This window comes from Microbispora sp. ATCC PTA-5024 (genome assembly GCF_000511135.2).
Classification (GTDB): domain Bacteria; phylum Actinomycetota; class Actinomycetes; order Streptosporangiales; family Streptosporangiaceae; genus Microbispora; species Microbispora corallina.
On sequence record NZ_KI866525.1, the window covers coordinates 1 to 15,042 of the forward strand.

General features: G+C 71.5%; 9 protein-coding genes. 4 read left to right on the forward strand and 5 right to left on the reverse strand.

Going from position 1 to position 15,042, the window contains the following annotated elements:
- Window positions 1-832: 832 nt before the first annotated feature.
- The 3 genes from MPTA5024_RS43795 to MPTA5024_RS26085 all read left to right on the forward strand — a co-directional run bounded on the left by MPTA5024_RS43795 (window position 833) and on the right by MPTA5024_RS26085 (window position 7,085).
- Window positions 833-2,311, forward strand: coding sequence for an arabinofuranosidase catalytic domain-containing protein (locus MPTA5024_RS43795; RefSeq protein ID WP_084370023.1), 1,479 nt, complete (start codon window positions 833-835; stop codon window positions 2,309-2,311).
- Between the two features lie 194 nt (window positions 2,312-2,505).
- The gene (locus tag MPTA5024_RS26080) at window positions 2,506-4,602 is read left to right on the forward strand and encodes a family 43 glycosylhydrolase (RefSeq protein WP_051458687.1); all 2,097 of its coding nucleotides are present in this window, start codon (window positions 2,506-2,508) and stop codon (window positions 4,600-4,602) included.
- Window positions 4,603-4,793: 191 nt separating this feature from the next.
- The gene (locus tag MPTA5024_RS26085) at window positions 4,794-7,085 is read left to right on the forward strand and encodes a heavy metal translocating P-type ATPase (RefSeq protein ID WP_084370024.1); all 2,292 of its coding nucleotides are present in this window, start codon (window positions 4,794-4,796) and stop codon (window positions 7,083-7,085) included.
- A 35-nt stretch (window positions 7,086-7,120) separates the two neighbouring features.
- Here MPTA5024_RS26085 and MPTA5024_RS26090 read toward each other — a convergent pair whose 3' ends face one another.
- Window positions 7,121-7,993 (reverse strand): universal stress protein, encoded by an 873-nt coding sequence (locus tag MPTA5024_RS26090; protein WP_036329581.1) that lies wholly within the window; start codon window positions 7,991-7,993, stop codon window positions 7,121-7,123.
- A 162-nt stretch (window positions 7,994-8,155) separates the two neighbouring features.
- Between MPTA5024_RS26090 and MPTA5024_RS26095 the strand changes: the two genes are divergently transcribed.
- A complete protein-coding gene (locus MPTA5024_RS26095) occupies window positions 8,156-9,088 on the forward strand; it encodes a ribose-phosphate diphosphokinase (protein WP_036330722.1) in 933 nt (310 codons plus the stop codon).
- Window positions 9,089-9,144: 56 nt separating this feature from the next.
- On the opposite strand, the gene MPTA5024_RS26100 is transcribed toward MPTA5024_RS26095, so the two are convergent.
- From MPTA5024_RS26100 to MPTA5024_RS26115, 4 genes are all read right to left on the reverse strand, one after another.
- Window positions 9,145-9,840: a CBS domain-containing protein gene (locus MPTA5024_RS26100; RefSeq protein WP_036329583.1), complete on the reverse strand. Its 696-nt coding sequence runs from the start codon at window positions 9,838-9,840 to the stop codon at window positions 9,145-9,147.
- A 167-nt stretch (window positions 9,841-10,007) separates the two neighbouring features.
- Window positions 10,008-13,037 (reverse strand): LamG-like jellyroll fold domain-containing protein, encoded by a 3,030-nt coding sequence (locus tag MPTA5024_RS39070; protein WP_063794778.1) that lies wholly within the window; start codon window positions 13,035-13,037, stop codon window positions 10,008-10,010.
- A gap of 132 nt (window positions 13,038-13,169) precedes the next feature.
- A complete protein-coding gene (locus tag MPTA5024_RS26110; RefSeq protein ID WP_036329585.1) occupies window positions 13,170-13,991 on the reverse strand; it encodes a carbohydrate ABC transporter permease in 822 nt (273 codons plus the stop codon).
- On the reverse strand, window positions 13,988-14,968 hold the full coding sequence (locus tag MPTA5024_RS26115; RefSeq protein WP_036329587.1) for a carbohydrate ABC transporter permease: 981 nt from the start codon (window positions 14,966-14,968) through the stop codon (window positions 13,988-13,990). Before MPTA5024_RS26115 ends, MPTA5024_RS26110 begins: the two co-directional genes overlap by 4 nt.
- Between the last annotated feature and the right edge of the window lie 74 nt (window positions 14,969-15,042).

Here is a 15,042-nt window from a genome sequence, read left to right on the forward strand (position 1 = left end):
CGCTCACCGCCCCCTTCCCGCATCGGCGACCCGAGCCGGTCCGGTCGCGGCGGCCGCGGCGGGGCGGCGCCCAAAGCGGCTGATCTTCATGGGCGAACTCCTGGATCCTGGGTGGACGGAGGACGGGGCCGGGCCTGAACAGCCCTTCTGTTAGCGCTAACAATCACGCCCGGACCGGCCCCGCTCCATGGAGGCGTACTCGTAGGTGGTGGTGCGGCGGAGCAAATACGATCTGCCGACGCCGCGTCAAGCCCCCGGCCACTCCCCCGCCCGCCCGGCTCCGCACCGTCGCCCGCCTACCTCCGCAGGGCGGCCGACGGCGACCGGGCCGCGATGAAACGTTCATCGTCGGACTCCCGCAAACGGCCGACGACGCCCCGCCCGACGCGACCGCGATCGTCCCCGCGACGCCGGCACGGCGGGTCCTGCGTTCTCGGCACGACACCCCGGGCGGCCGGACGCGGGCGGCGTCGCGGGCAGGGCGGACAGGCCCGTCTCCATTCAGGCCGCCGGGCCTCGCCGTATTTTGATAACCCGTCCGAAACCTTGACGCAACATACGGTTCCGTTCCATAGTGAGGCCGTCAACCCCACAGGCGTCATCATGTCGGAGGCCGTATAGCACCCACGGATGTTAACGCTAACAAAACACTCCCCTTTCCCTCCCTGTCGCGAAACCGCAGGCCCTGAGGCATGCCCTTCACACACGCCCCCGCATGCCCGACCCCATAGCGGCGACGGGACCGTCACCGACGCCTTTCGCCGATGACGCACGCCCGAAATCGCCGCGGCATTCGCGACACACCCCCCAATTGAAAGGCAGAGGTTCCCCCATGACTGTCGGGTCCGGATTACGGCACCTCAAAAAGACGCTGCTGTCGGCCGGCGCCGCGGCCGCCCTGGCCGCGGGCGCGCTGACCGGCGTCGCCGCCCCCTCCCAGGCCGCCACCAGCCAGCCGTGCGACATCTACGCCGCGGGCGGCACCCCGTGTGTGGCCGCGCACAGCACGACCCGCGCCCTGTACGCCGCCTACACCGGCCCGCTGTACCAGGTGCGGCGCTCCTCCGACAACACCACCCGCGACATCGGCGTCCTCAGCGCCGGCGGGGTCGCCGACTCCGCCGCCCAGGACTCCTTCTGCGCCAACACCAATTGCGTCATCACGGTCATCTACGACCAGTCCGGCCGTAACAACCGCCTGACCCAGGCGCCTCCCGGCGGGTTCGCCGGCCCGGCCGCCGGCGGCTACGACAACCTGGCCGACGCGAAAGCCGCCCCCATCACCGTCGGTGGGCACAAGGCCTACGGCGTGTACGTCGCGGCGGGCACCGGCTACCGCAACAACGCCACCAACGGCGTCGCCAAGGGCGACCAGCCCGAAGGCATGTACGCCATCTTCGACGGCACCCACTACAACGGCGGCTGCTGCTTCGACTACGGCAACGCCGAGACCAACAGCCGCGACAACGGCAACGGCACGATGGAGGCCATCTACTTCGGCAACATCAAGGTCTGGGGCTACGGCACCGGCAACGGCCCCTGGATCATGGCCGACCTCGAGAACGGCCTGTTCTCCGGCGTCAACGCCGGCTACAACGCCAACGACCCCACCATCGGCCACCGCTTCCTGACCGCCATCATCAAGGGCGAGTCCAACCACTGGGCCATCCGCGGCGGCAACGCCCAATCCGGCAGCCTGTCCACCTTCTACAACGGGTCCCGCCCCAACGTGTCGGGCTACAACCCCATGAAGAAGGAAGGCGCCATCATCCTCGGCATCGGCGGCGACAACAGCCATGGCTCCGCCGGCACCTTCTACGAAGGCGTCATGACCTCCGGCTACCCCAGCGACGCCACCGAGAACGCCGTCCAGGCCAACATCGTCGCCGCCGGATACGCCACCTCGACGGGTGGCACCACGGGCGGTCAGCAGATCGTGGGCGGCCAGTCGGGCCGGTGCCTCGACGTCACCGGGGTCTCCCAGTCCAACGGCGCCCAGGTGCAGCTGTGGGACTGCAACGGCCAGACCAACCAGCGCTGGACCTCCACCTCCAGCAAGCAGCTCCAGGTGTACGGCAACAAGTGCCTGGACGCCTACGGCCAGGGCACGAGCAACGGCACCCAGGTGATCATCTGGGACTGCAACGGCCAGACCAACCAGCAGTGGAACATCAACTCCAACGGCACCATCACCGGCGTGCAGTCCGGGCTCTGCCTCGACGCCAACAACGCCGCCACCGCCAACGGCACCAAGATCATCCTGTGGGCCTGCAACGGCGGAGCAAACCAGCAGTGGAGTCTGCGCAGCTGACCCCGGAAGCCGCGTGACAGAGCCGTCTCCGCACGCGGAGACGGCTCTTCACCGTGCCCGTCGGCCCGGTCGATCGCCCTCACACGGAGGTGGCGGAACTCCACGCCGAAGAGTCCCGGTGACGCGGCGAGCGCGCCCCGCCCGGGTTCCACATCCCCCCTGGGCCGTTCGGCCCGGAGATCGAAGGAGAACACATGATCGCCCTCGGCGAGGTCCCCAAGGCCCTCCCCCGGCAGCGCCCCTGGCGAGCCCTGATCGCCGCCGTGGTCACGGCCGTCCTGGCCGGCTCGATGCTCGTGCTCAACACGGGCGCTGCATCGGCGGCGACCGTCGACACGTCCGCCTGGTACGTGCTGGTCAACCGCAACAGCGGCAAGGTGCTCGACGTCTACGGCCAGGCCACCAACGACGGCGCCCGCGTCACCCAGTGGACGCGGGGCGACACCCCCAACCAGCAGTGGCAGTTCGTCGACTCCGGCGGCGGCTACTACCGCATCAAGGCCCGCCACTCGGGCAAGGTGCTCGACGTGTACAACCGGTCGACCGCCAACGGCGGCTCCGTCGTCCAGTGGACCGACGGCAACGGCACCAACCAGCAGTGGCGCCTGGCCGACTCCTCCGGCGGCTACGTCCGCTTCATCAACCGCAACAGCAACAAGGCTCTCGAAGTGCAGAACGCCTCCACCGCCGACAACGCCAACGTCGTCCAGTACGACGACTGGGGCGGCAACAACCAGCAGTGGCAACTCGTCCGCGTCGACGGCGCGACCCCGACCCCCACCCCCACGCCGACGGGCCAGTACAACAACCCCGTCGTCTGGCAGGACTTCGCCGACGGCGACATCATCCGGGTCGGCGACGCCTACTACTACTCGGCCTCGACGATGCACTACTCTCCCGGCGCGCCGATCCTGCGCTCCTACGACCTCGTCAACTGGGAGTACGCGGGCCACTCCGTGCCGCGGCTGGACTTCGACTCCAGCGCCTACGACCTGAGCGGCGGACGCGCCTACGTCAAGGGCATCTGGGCCTCGGCGTTCAACTACCGGCCCAGCAACAGCACGTACTACTGGATCGGCTGCACCGAGTTCAACCGCACCTACGTCTACACCGCGTCGGCCGTCGACGGCACGTGGACCAAGCGCTCGCGGATCAACAACTGCTACTACGACGCCGGTCTGCTGATCGACGACAACGACACCATGTACGTCGCCTACGGCAACACCAACGTCAGCGTGGCCCAGTTGTCCGCCGACGGGCTCAGCCAGGTGCGGACCCAGCAGGTGTTCAGCACGCCGTCCAGCGTCGGCACGCTGGAGGGCTCCCGCTTCTACAAGCGCAACGGCTACTACTACATCTGGATGACCCGCCCGGCCAACGGCCAGTACGTGCTGCGCTCGACCAGCCCGTGGGGGCCGTACGAGATGCGGCAGGTGCTGCTGGACATGCCGAGCCCGATCTCGGGCGGCGGAGTGCCGCACCAGGGCGGCCTGGTGCAGACGCAGAACGGCTCCTGGTACTACATGGCGTTCGTCGACGCCTACCCCGGCGGCCGGGTGCCGGTGCTGGCGCCGATCTCGTGGAGCTCCGACGGGTGGCCGTCGGTGCAGACGGTGAACGGCGGCTGGGGCGCCACGTACCCGAAGCCGAACATCTCCACGACGAAGACCGTCAAATCGATGATCGGCCCGGACACGTTCAGCACGAGCGCGCTCGACCCTCGCTGGGAGTGGAACCACAACCCCGACAACACCAAGTGGTCGTCGGGCAGCGGGCTGCGGCTGCAGACGGCGACCGTCACCGACGACCTGTACAACGCGCGCAACACGCTGACCCACCGCATCCAGGGGCCCTCGTCCACCGCGACGATCGAGCTGGACTACTCCGCGATGGCCAACGGTGACCGGGCGGGCCTGGCGATGCTGCGCGACTCCTCGGCCTGGATCGGGGTGCGCCGCGACAACGGCGCGTACCGGGTCGTGATGACCAACAACCTGACGATGAACGGGAGCTGGCAGACCACGTCGACCGGCAGCGAGGCGGCCTCGGCCGCGGTGTCGGGCGGCCGGATCTGGCTGCGCGTCAACGCCGACATCCGGCCGGGGTCGGGCCGCCAGGCCAAGTTCTCCTACAGCACTGACGGCGTCAACTTCACCACGCTCGGCCCGGCCTTCACCCTGAACAACGCCTGGCAGTTCTTCATGGGCTACCGGTTCGGGATCTTCAACTACGCCACCCAGGCCCTCGGCGGCTCGGTGACCGTCCGCCGGTTCGACCTGACCACCCCCTGAGAGGCATGACGGCCCCGCGCCCGTGAGGCGACGAGGCCGTGAGGACCGGAGCGCCCGCCGATCGTCTCGGCGGGCGCTCCTTTCTGCCCGAACCCGTCGCGCTCCGTCCCCGGCCACCGCAAGGCCTTTCGTCCGCGAAAACGGGGATACCGGCCCTATCCGCGTCCTCGTGGCGAGGGGAGGCTGGACAGGTGAGACGGATCGCGCTGCTGACGGGCACCGTGGGCGCCCTGACGGCCGGGGGCGTCCTGCGCCTTCTGGGAGAGGCGACCGCCGGTGACGCCGTCTGGGCGGTCGGCACCGTCGTCGCGCTCGTCCCCGCGCTGTGGTGGGTGGTGTCCGCGCTGCGCGCCGGCCGGCTCGGGGTCGACGCGATCGCGGTGCTCGCCCTGGGCGGCGCCCTGGCCGTCGGGGAGTACCTCGCCGGAGCGGTGATCGGCGTGATGCTCGCGGGCGGCCGGGTCCTGGAGGACTACGCGCTGCGGCGGGCCCGCCGTGATCTGACCGCCCTGTACGAGCGGGCGCCGCGAGAGGCCCGGCGGTACGAGGAGGGCGTCCCCTGCCGGGTCGCGGCCGACGAGGTGCGGCGGGGCGACCGGCTGCTGGTGCCCAGCGGCGAGATGGTGCCCGTCGACGGCGTCGTCGAGTCCGAGGGCGCGCTCCTGGACGAGTCCGCCCTTTCCGGCGAGTCGCTGCCGGTGGAGCACCGGAAGGGCGAGAGCGTGCCCAGCGGCGTGGTCAACGCCGGACCGCCGTTCGACATGCGGGCGACGGCGAGCGCGGCCGACAGCGCCTACTCGGGCCTGGTACGGCTGGCACGGGAGACCGAGGCCGGCTCCGCCCCGATCGTCCGCCTGGCCGACCGGTTCGCTGCCTGGTTCGTGCCGGCCACGCTCCTGGCGTCCGGGGGCGCCTGGCTGATCTCCGGGGACGCCGTGCGGGCGGTCGCCGTCCTGGTCGTGGCCACGCCCTGCCCGCTGCTGCTGGCCGCGCCGGCCGCGATCGCCTCCGGCCTGTCCCGTACGGCGCGGCAGGGTGTCGTGGTCAAGGGCGGCGGAGCGCTGGAGACGCTGGGCCGGGCTCGGACACTGGTGCTCGACAAGACCGGCACTCTCACCGAGGGCCGCCCGCAGGTCGTGGACGTCCTGGCCGCTCCGGGAGGGGATCCGGAGGAGGTCCTCCGTCTCGCGGCCGCCGTCGACCAGATGTCCTCCCACGTGCTGGCCGCCGCGATCGTGCGCGCGGCCCGCACGCGCGGGCTGGCCCTGCCCACGCCCGAGGACGTGTCCGAGGTGCCGGGGACGGGCGCCTCCGCGCTGGTCAAAGGACGCCGCGTGCGCGTGGGCAAGGCGCCCGGCTCCCGCTCGTCCGCCTGGGAGGGCGCCCAGCGCGCCCGGGCCGCGCTCGACGGCGCGATGACGGTGTGGGTGAGCCTGGACGACCAGGTGACCGGGGTGATCCTGCTGCGCGACGCCGTCCGCGGGGACGCCGGCCGCACCCTGCGGCGCATGCGGAGCGCGGGGATCGACAGGGTCGTGATGCTCACCGGCGACCGGGCCGAGGTCGCCGAGAGCGTCGCCGCCGTGCTCGGCGTCGACCGCGTGCTGGCGGAGCAGACGCCCGCGAACAAGGTCGAGGGCGTACGGGACGAGGCGCGGCGGGCCACGACCATGATGGTGGGCGACGGGATCAACGACGCGCCGGCGCTGGCCGCCGCCGATCTCGGCGTGGCGATGGGAGCCCGCGGGACCGCCGCCTCCGTCCAGATGGCCGACGTGGTGCTGACCGCGGACCGGATCGACCGGCTCGCCGACGCCATGGATGTCGCCCGCCGCACCCGCCGGATCGCCCTGCAGAGCGCGGGGGCCGGCATGGCCCTGTCGCTGGTGGCCATGGCCGCCGCCGCGGCCGGCGCGCTCCCGCCCACCGCCGGCGCCGTGCTCCAGGAGGTCATCGACGTCGCCGTGATCCTCAACGCCCTTCGCGCTTTGCGTGCGGCAAGGGGCACGCGGCTGCCGCTGGACAGGCCGACCTTCGACCTGCTGCGCCGCTTCGAGCGCGAGCACGCGGAGCTCCGGCCGCCGCTGGAGCTGATCCGCGAGGTCGCCGACCGGCTGCGCCCCGGCGAGCCCGGGGAGGCGCTGGCCGACCTGCGGCGCGTGCACGCGTTCCTGACCGGCGACCTGCTGCCGCACGAGCATGACGAGGAGTCGCGGCTGTATCCAGCCATGGCGCGTCTGCTCGGCGGCCCTGAGGCGACCGTGACGATGAGCAGGGCCCATGCCGAGATCGACAGGTTGGTCCGGCGCCTGAGCCGCCATCTCGACCTCGCGGCGGATCGGGGCCCACGCGCGGACCAGCTCGACGACCTGCGGGCGTGCCTGTACGGCCTGTACGCGGTGCTCACCCTGCATTTCGCGCAGGAGGAGGAGGCGTACTTCTCCCTGGTCTCCGCGCCGTCCGCGCCGAACGCCGCGGGCTGAGCGGCCACCGCAGGCGGCACCACGAGCGCGACGTGTCAGTGGCGCACGGCGACGACCGGGCAGGCGCAGTGATGCAGGACGGCGTGGGCGACGGCTCCGAGCCCGAGCACGGCAGGTGTCCTGAGGCGGACCCCGATGATCAGCAGGTCGGCCGTCGCCGACGCGTCGATCAGGGCCTTCGCCGGATGCTCGTGGACGACCTGCCGGGTCACCGGGACGCCGGGGTACCCGCCGGCCCGGGTGGCCAGCGTCGCGGCGAGCGACCGCGTCTCCTGCTCGGTGACCTCCTCCACGTCGTAGAACAGTGGCCGCGCGTCCCCCGGCCCGGTCACGGTGGGGTGCGTCCAGGCGCGGACGGCGCGGAGGCGGGCCTTCCGCAGGAAGGCCTCCTGGAACGCGAAGTCCAGAACGGGTTCCTGGTCGGGCCGCCCGGTGACGCCCACGACGATCTCCCCGTGGTCGCCGGTCTCCGCCTGCCCGACCGCCTGCCTGATCACGGCCACGGGGCAGGGCGCCCGGGCGGCGACGTGGCGGGCCACCGAGCCGAGCAGCAACCCGGCGAACCCTCCCCTGCCCCGGTCCCCCACGACGATCAGCTGGGCCGCCCCGGCGGCCGCCACGAGCGTCTCGGGCACCACGCCCTCCAGGATCGCGGTGTCGACCCGCAGACGCCGCGCGCCCGCGCGGGCGCGGATCGTCGCCTCCTCGAGGATCCGCCGTCCCTCGGCCTGGACCGCCGCGGCCCAGCGCCCGGGCTGTGGGACGAGCGGTACGCCGTAGGACCACCGGGGCGGCACGTGCACGATCCACAGCGAGGCCTCGCGGACCACGGCCTCGTGCCCGGCCCACTCCGCGGCCTGGAGCGAGGCCGGCGAGCCGTCGGCGCCGACGACTATCGGCATGGTCATGACGCACCCCCTGAAGGACCGGCCCGGGTCCGTCCCAGTCCGCCGCCACGGAGCCCTCCTGACGAGGCATACCCCGTCTGCCCCGGTAGTCCGTTATGCGCACGCCGCTGCGGGGCACGCACCGTGGAGGGCCGCCTTCCGGGGAGTGCGCGGGTGATCGTCATGACGTTGCGTATCGTGGCGGGGACCGCCAACCGCGGCCTGGCCGAGGCCGTGGCGGCGGAGCTGTACATGGAGCCGGCGGCGTCCGAGGTGGAGCGGTTCCCGGACGGCGAGCTCCGTCCCGTCGTGGCGAACGTGCGGGGGGCCGACGTGTACCTCGTCCAGCCGACCGGCCCCCCGGTGAACGACCACGTGATCGAACTGCTGCTGCTCCTCGACGCGTGCCGGCGCGACCGGGCCGGGCGGGTCACCGTCGTCGCGCCCTACTTCGGGTACGCGCGGCAGGACCGGCGACGACGGCCCGGGGAGGCGATCGGCGTTCGCGTGATGGCGGACGCGCTCGCCACCGCCGGGGCGGGGCGCCTCGTCGTGGTGGATCCGCACATGCCCGCGATCGAAGCGGTCTGCGCCATGCCCACGGACGCGCTGACGGCGGTGCCCGTCCTCGCCAACGCCCTGTGGGAGCGGCTCCCGGCCGACGCGGTCGTCGTCGCCCCCGATCTCGGCGCGGTCAGGCTCGCCCGGCACTACGCCCGGCTGCTGTCGCGCCCGGTCGTGATGGTGCGCAAGACGAGGCTGACGGGGGCGGACGTGATGACCGAGGGACTGGTGGGTGAGGTGTCGGGACGGCCCGCGCTGCTGGTGGACGACATGATCACCACGGGTGGCACGATCGATGCGGCGGTGGACGTCCTGCTGGCAGGCGGAGCGCAGGCGGACATCGCCGTGTCCGCGACCCACGGCGTGCTCGTGGAGCCCGCCGCCCGGCGGCTGGCGCGGCCGGAGATCCACGACGTGGTGGTCACCGACACCCTGCCGCAGCGCGATGGGCCGCGCACGCGCCGGGTGTGCTCGATCGCCCCGCTCCTGGCGGACGCGATCGGGCGGCTGCACCGTGACGAGCCGCTCGACGAGCTGCTGGTCCACGCCTGACGCCCGCCCCGCGGACACCGGCCTCCCGTGCCTCCCGGCCACCGTGGAACCGCCGGTCAGGCCCTGAGGCCGGAGCCCTCCTCCGCGCACTCCAGCCTGTCGACGACCTCGCCCACACCGTTGACCCGTTCGATCATGTGCACCAGGGTGCGGGCGTCGCCGCGGCGGTCCAGCCGCCCGCTGAGCGTCACCACACCGCCCGCCACGTCGGCGCGGACCTGCGAGAGGTCCGCCCACAGCGCGCCGTCCACCACCTCCTCGCGCACCTCCCGGGCGATGTCGTCGTCGGAGCGGGCGAGGACCTTGAGCACGTCGTGGCGGCTGACGATGCCGACGAGCCGGCCCTCGTCGTCGACGACGGGCAGTCTCTTGACGCCGTGCTCGCTCATCAGCCGGGCCGCGCTGACGACGCTGGTGAACGGACGGGTGGTGACCGCCGGGGCCGACATCAGCTCGGCGGCCGTCTCCCCCCGCGCCCTGTCCTCCATGGTCGCCCCCCGGCCGCCGAACTGCTCACGCAGCCGGAGACGGAGCGGAGGACGGTAGTCCTCACCGTAGAACTGCTTGCGGAACTCCTCCTTGCGCAGCAGGTCCGCCTCTGAGATCACGCCGATCACATGGCCCCGCGGATCGACCACCGGGAGCGCGCTCACCCCCCGGGCGATGAGGACCTGGGCCACGTCCCGGTACGACGTGCTCCCCGTGACCGAGACGACGTTCGCGGTCATGACGTCGCGCACCTTCATGTGCATGATCCACCACCCTTCGAGAGGCGAGACCCCCGCGCCGCTTCCCGACCCCGGGATGGTGATTCCCCTCCGGGCCCATGGTCATGGCGAGTGCCCCGGGGACAGGCCCCGGAAGGCGGAGGGCCGGGCGCGTGGAGTGCGCCCGGCCCCGTGGCATCAGCCGGCCGGCCTCATCCGAGTCGCTTCCAGGGGCCGTTGGGGGTGCCGGGTGTCTGGTTGCGCGTCCACCACTGCGCCTGGTAGACGACGCCCTGGTAGTCGGCCCGGTCGCCCGCGACGAAGACCCGTGACGGGGTCCACACGGCCGTGCCGTCCGCCGTGGTCACCATCTGCTGCCAGGGCCCGTACGGATCGCCGGGGGTCTGGTTCTGCGTCCACCACAGGGTGCGCCAGACGGATCCGTGGTAGGACACCTGGTCGCCGGTGTTGTAGACCGTGGTCGCGGCCCAGGCCGGAGGGTTGTCGATCACGATCGACACGGTCTGCTCGGTGGTCAGCCCGTTCGCGCCGACCGCGTCGATCTTGAGCTGGTACGTGCCGTTCGGGTAGGCGGTGGTGTCGACGACGAGGGTGGGGTGGAGCCCGTCGTTGTGGCTGCCGGGCGCCTTGGTGTTGTCGGTCAGCCAGACGCCGCCGCGGTTGAGTTCGATGTAGGTGTAGGACACGTCGGACGCCGCACCGCCGAGGTCGACCGTGAAGGTCGGCGTGCCGGAGACGGAGGCGCCGTCGGCCACGGACACGCCCTTGATCGCCAGGTAGGGCGTGAGCGTCCAGAAGTGGTCCGGGACCGAGGCGTCGCCTGTCGCGGGAGCCGGGCTGGCGACGAGGGTCGCGTTGCGCCCGTTGCCCGACGCGTCCGCGACGGCCGTTCCCGTGCTCTCGTCGAACGTGTAGCGCAGGACGTCGCCCGCGCCGGCCTGACCGGTGGCGAGGGCCGACACCTCGGACGCGGTCAGCGCCCGGCTGTACACGTTGAAGTCGTCGACCGCGGCGGCCAGGTACGGGTCCCCCGAGTACTGCGAACGGCCGATCCAGTTCTGGGTGGTGCTGCCGAGGCTGGAGGGATGGAGAGTGACATTGGCGTTGGTGCCCGCGACCTGGTCGTTGACGTAGAGGGTGCCGGTCGTGCCGGACACCGTCACCGTCACCAGCGACCAGGTGTTGAGCGGAAGCGTCGTGGTGGAGCTGATCTGCTGCTCCCCGCCGGCGCCGCCGGTCGTGATGGCGAAGCGGAGCCCGGTGTTCTTGTTGAGCGTCAGGAACATGTAGTTCGACGTGCCGGTGCCGAAGTCGAACACGCGCGACCACGTCGTGTTCTTGGCCGGGTTGACCCACATCGAGACCGTGAAGTCGCCGGTGACGCCGCTCACCGCGCCGCGCGGAACGTTGACGTACTGGTTGGCTCCCGACAGCGCGACGGCCTTGCCGAGCTTGCCGGTCACCCGCGTGCCGCCGATGCCGGAGGAGGTGACGGTGGTGTCGCTCCACTGCACGACCTGGGCGCCCGAGTCCTTGCTCATGCCGTCGACGGCGAGCACGAGACCGGTGTCGTAGTTCACGAGCTTGCTGTGGCCCTTGCCGTCAGGGACGACCTGCCACAGCTGGCCGTTGCCGCCCGTGTCGGTCTCCACCTCGGCGGACGCGCCGTTGCCGGACGAGGCGTCCTTCACCCCGAGCACCAAGCCGCCGGCCGCGTTGACCACCTTGTACAGGCCGGAGCCCGCGGAGACCAGCTTCCACCTCTGGGTGGCGCCCTCCGCGACGGCGGCCTGGTTCACGAGGGTCCCCGCCGACGTCCCCGCGTCCCGGGTGCCCAGGGCGAGCCCGCTGTTCAGGTTGGTGATCCGGTAGGTGCTCTCGAGGTCGGTCGCCGTGCCGGCCCCGCTGATCACCAGGTGGTACGCGTTGGCGGAGCCCATCGCCACCGGGACGGTGATGGAGCCGTCGGTCACCTGGTAGAGGGTGTCGGAGATGGTGATCGGACCGGCGACGGGGTTGGTCCGCCCGTACGACGGGGTGTACTCGAGCCTGGCGTGGACGGTGCCGCCCAGGTCGAGCTTGTCCAGTCCGTCGACCTTGACGGCGGTGGCGCCGCTGCCGCCGCCGAAGACCACGCTGACCTGCTTCTTGTCATCGGACACGGCGGCGGCGCCGTCGAGGCCGGTCGTGGCGTTGGGCGGGGTGGTGGTGACCATGTCCCCGCTCATGTCGGCGTACCACGTGTAGAGCCAGTAGGCGCCGTTCGGGCTCCCGCCGGTGCCGGTCAGGAGGTCGCCGAGCGCGCCGTACCCGTTCCAGAACGCGAGCTCCGCGTCGTGGATGCCGTAGCGCTCGAACTTCGCGATGTACCCGACGAGGGCGCCGGGGATGCCGACCTCGGAGGGCGCCGCGTACTCCTCGATCGAGATCGGGCGGGGGCTGATGCCGAGGTTCTTCATGATGGCGGTGACCTTGGCGAGGTCACCCACGATCTTGCCCGAGTTGATGAGCTCGTGCCAGGAGATGATGTCGGGAACGGTGTCGGTCGCGACCGCGTTCTCCAGGAAGTTCTCCATGTCGTTGATGTTGTCGGAGAAGCTCGGGCCCTGGATCGGCGTGGTGGGGTCGAGCGACCGCACCTGACGGAAGGTCTTGGTCCAGAAGTCCTCGTAGGTGCCGTTGGACGCGAGCCAGGTGTTGTCCGACTCGTTCCACAGCTCCCACGCCGCCATGTTCGTGGCCCCGGACGCCTGGACGGCCTTGACCTGCTGCTCCACGACGCCCGGCCAGGTGTCCCAGCTGAACTGGTACGGCCAGCCGGCGTAGTAGTCCGACAGGCGGTTCACGACCTTCGCACCCGCTCGGGCCGCCTTGCCGGCGACCACGAGCACGTCGCCCTTCGCCTGCTGCTTGCCGCCCACGGCCATCTGGACGAACGTGTTCGGCTTGATGGCCTTGACCAGGGCGTCGGAGGGCGTCGCGTCGTCGGCGAGCCCGTAGAGGGACCCCGTCGCGACATGCGTGACCGGGCGGAACGGCTGGTCGGCCTTCACCACGAGCGTCGACGCCGGGGCCGCGACCGGGGCCGCGGAGGCGGGCGGGGCGGCGACGAACCCCGTGGCCGCGATCGCGAGCGCGGCCGCCAGGGACGCGCTCCCGGCCCGGTTCAGGCGGACGCGTGGGGCCGACGCCCTCGCCGGGGGCGATGCTGTCCAGGACATGCGTGATCTCCTTGCCTTGCGTGAGGGAGAGGACGTTCACATCCCGTCGTCGGGGAAGGGGTCGTGACGACGGGGAATGTTAGCGTTAACAATCAAGGGGTGCCGCGGGCCGCGGACGGGAGGGGACCTTCCTCAGTCCTTCACCGCGCCGGCGGTCACCCCGGCGGCCACGTAGCGCTGGGCCACGATGAGCAGCAGCGTCGCGGGGATGGACGCGACCACGGCGGTGGCCATGATGGCGTTCCACTGCTGGTTGTTGTTGCCGATGTAGTGGTAGATGCCGAGCGTGATCGGCTGGTGGCCGCCGCCCTGGTCGAGCGTGCTGGCGAAGACGAAGTCCGACCAGGCCCACAGGAAGGCGAACAGCGACACGGTGATGATCGAGTTGCGGGAGACCGGCAGCACGACCGAGAGGAACGTGCGCAGCACTCCGGCGCCGTCCACCCGGGCCGCCTGCAGCAGCTCCTCGGGGATGCCGGACATGAACGCGGTGAAGATCAGCACCGCGAACGGCACGGCCAGCGTGGAGTCGGCCACGATCAGCCCCGGCACGGTGTTGAGCACCCCGGTGCTCAGGTAGATCGCGTAGAAACCCATCGCCATGATCACACCGGGGATCATCTGCGCGATCAGCAGCACGAAGCTCAGCACGCCGCCGCCGCGCGGGCGCAGCCTGGCCAGCGAGTACGCCGCGGGCGCCGCGATCACCAGTGTCAGGGCCACGGTGCCCAGCCCCACCACGAGGCTGGTGGCCAGATACGGGCCCTGCTGTTCCAGGACCGCGCGGTAGCCCTCCAGGGTGCCGTGGACCGGGAACCAGTACGGCGGCGACTTGCGCATGTCCTGGTCGCGGGTGAACGACACATTGATCATCCAGTAGACGGGGAAGAGCATGAGCGCGGTGAAGACCACGCCCAGGCCGGTCCGCCACCAGCCGCGCCGGGTCGTCGTCATGCCCCCACCTGCCTTCGCTGCGCGCGGATGTAGATCAGGCCGAAGACCAGCGCGATGACGATCAGCAGGTTGCCGACCGCCGCGCCGGGGCCGAAGGAGGGCAGCAGGTTGCCGAATCCCAGCCGGTACGACCAGGTGGCCAGCGTCGTCGACGCGTCGCTGGGGCCGCCCTTCGTCATGATCCAGATGATGTCGAACACCTTGAGTGTGTAGACCAGGCCGAGCAGCAGCGTGATCGCCGAGACCGGCCGCAGCAGCGGGAATGTCACCCTGCGGAACCGCTGCCAGCCGCCCGCGCCGTCCAGGGCCGCCGCCTCGTAGATGTGCGACGGGATCGCCTGCAGGCCGCTGTACAGCACGACGAGGTTGAACGGGATGCCGATCCAGATGTTGGCGATGGTCACCGACCACAGCGACCAGTCCGGGGACGTCAGCCAGTTCACCGGGTCGAGCCCCACCGCCTTCAGCGTCGCGTTGACCACGCCCGACTCGCTGTCGAGCATCCACGACCAGGTCGAGGACGACACGATGAGCGGCAGCAGCCACGGCACCAGGAACAGCGCGCGCAGGGTGGCCGACAGGCGGAAGTTCCGGGTGAAGAACACCGCCAGGGCGAGCCCGATGGTGAACTGGAAGGCCAGCGACACCACGGTGAACACCACCGTGTGCCACAGCGCCGGCCCGAACGTGGCGTCGCGGACGACCTTCGCGTAGTTGGCGAGCCCGGTGAACGGGGCGTCGCCCTGCACGAACGAGCGGACCGTGTAGTTGCGCAGGCTCAGGTCGACGTTGCGGTACAGCGGGTAGGCGTAGAACACGAGCAGGTAGACCACCACCGGCACGAGGAACGCCCACGCCGCCCACTGCCCCGACCGCCGCGCGGGCCTGCGGCGGGTGCTCCCGGCCCCCCGGCCCGATGCGGGCTCCCGCCTGTCGCCGGCCGCGGGCGGAGCCGGCGTCTGTGTTGCGTGTTTCATGCTTTCCTTCATCTGACGTCCGCGGGACGGCGGTGTGCGCGCGGGCGGAGGCGGCCCGCGCGCACCGCGCGTGC

Bases quoted from the DNA above. Each gene is read 5' to 3' on its own strand.
- MPTA5024_RS26095 (WP_036330722.1), top strand. From the start codon at position 8,156: ATGACGTTGCGTATCGTGGCGGGGACCGCCAACCGCGGCCTGGCCGAG.
- MPTA5024_RS43795 (WP_084370023.1), top strand. From the start codon at position 833: ATGACTGTCGGGTCCGGATTACGGCACCTCAAAAAGACGCTGCTGTCG.
- MPTA5024_RS26090 (WP_036329581.1), bottom strand. From the start codon at position 7,993: ATGACCATGCCGATAGTCGTCGGCGCCGACGGCTCGCCGGCCTCGCTC.
- MPTA5024_RS39070 (WP_063794778.1), bottom strand. From the start codon at position 13,037: ATGTCCTGGACAGCATCGCCCCCGGCGAGGGCGTCGGCCCCACGCGTC.
- MPTA5024_RS26100 (WP_036329583.1), bottom strand. From the start codon at position 9,840: ATGCACATGAAGGTGCGCGACGTCATGACCGCGAACGTCGTCTCGGTC.
- MPTA5024_RS26115 (WP_036329587.1), bottom strand. From the start codon at position 14,968: ATGAAACACGCAACACAGACGCCGGCTCCGCCCGCGGCCGGCGACAGG.
- MPTA5024_RS26110 (WP_036329585.1), bottom strand. From the start codon at position 13,991: ATGACGACGACCCGGCGCGGCTGGTGGCGGACCGGCCTGGGCGTGGTC.
- MPTA5024_RS26080 (WP_051458687.1), top strand. From the start codon at position 2,506: ATGATCGCCCTCGGCGAGGTCCCCAAGGCCCTCCCCCGGCAGCGCCCC.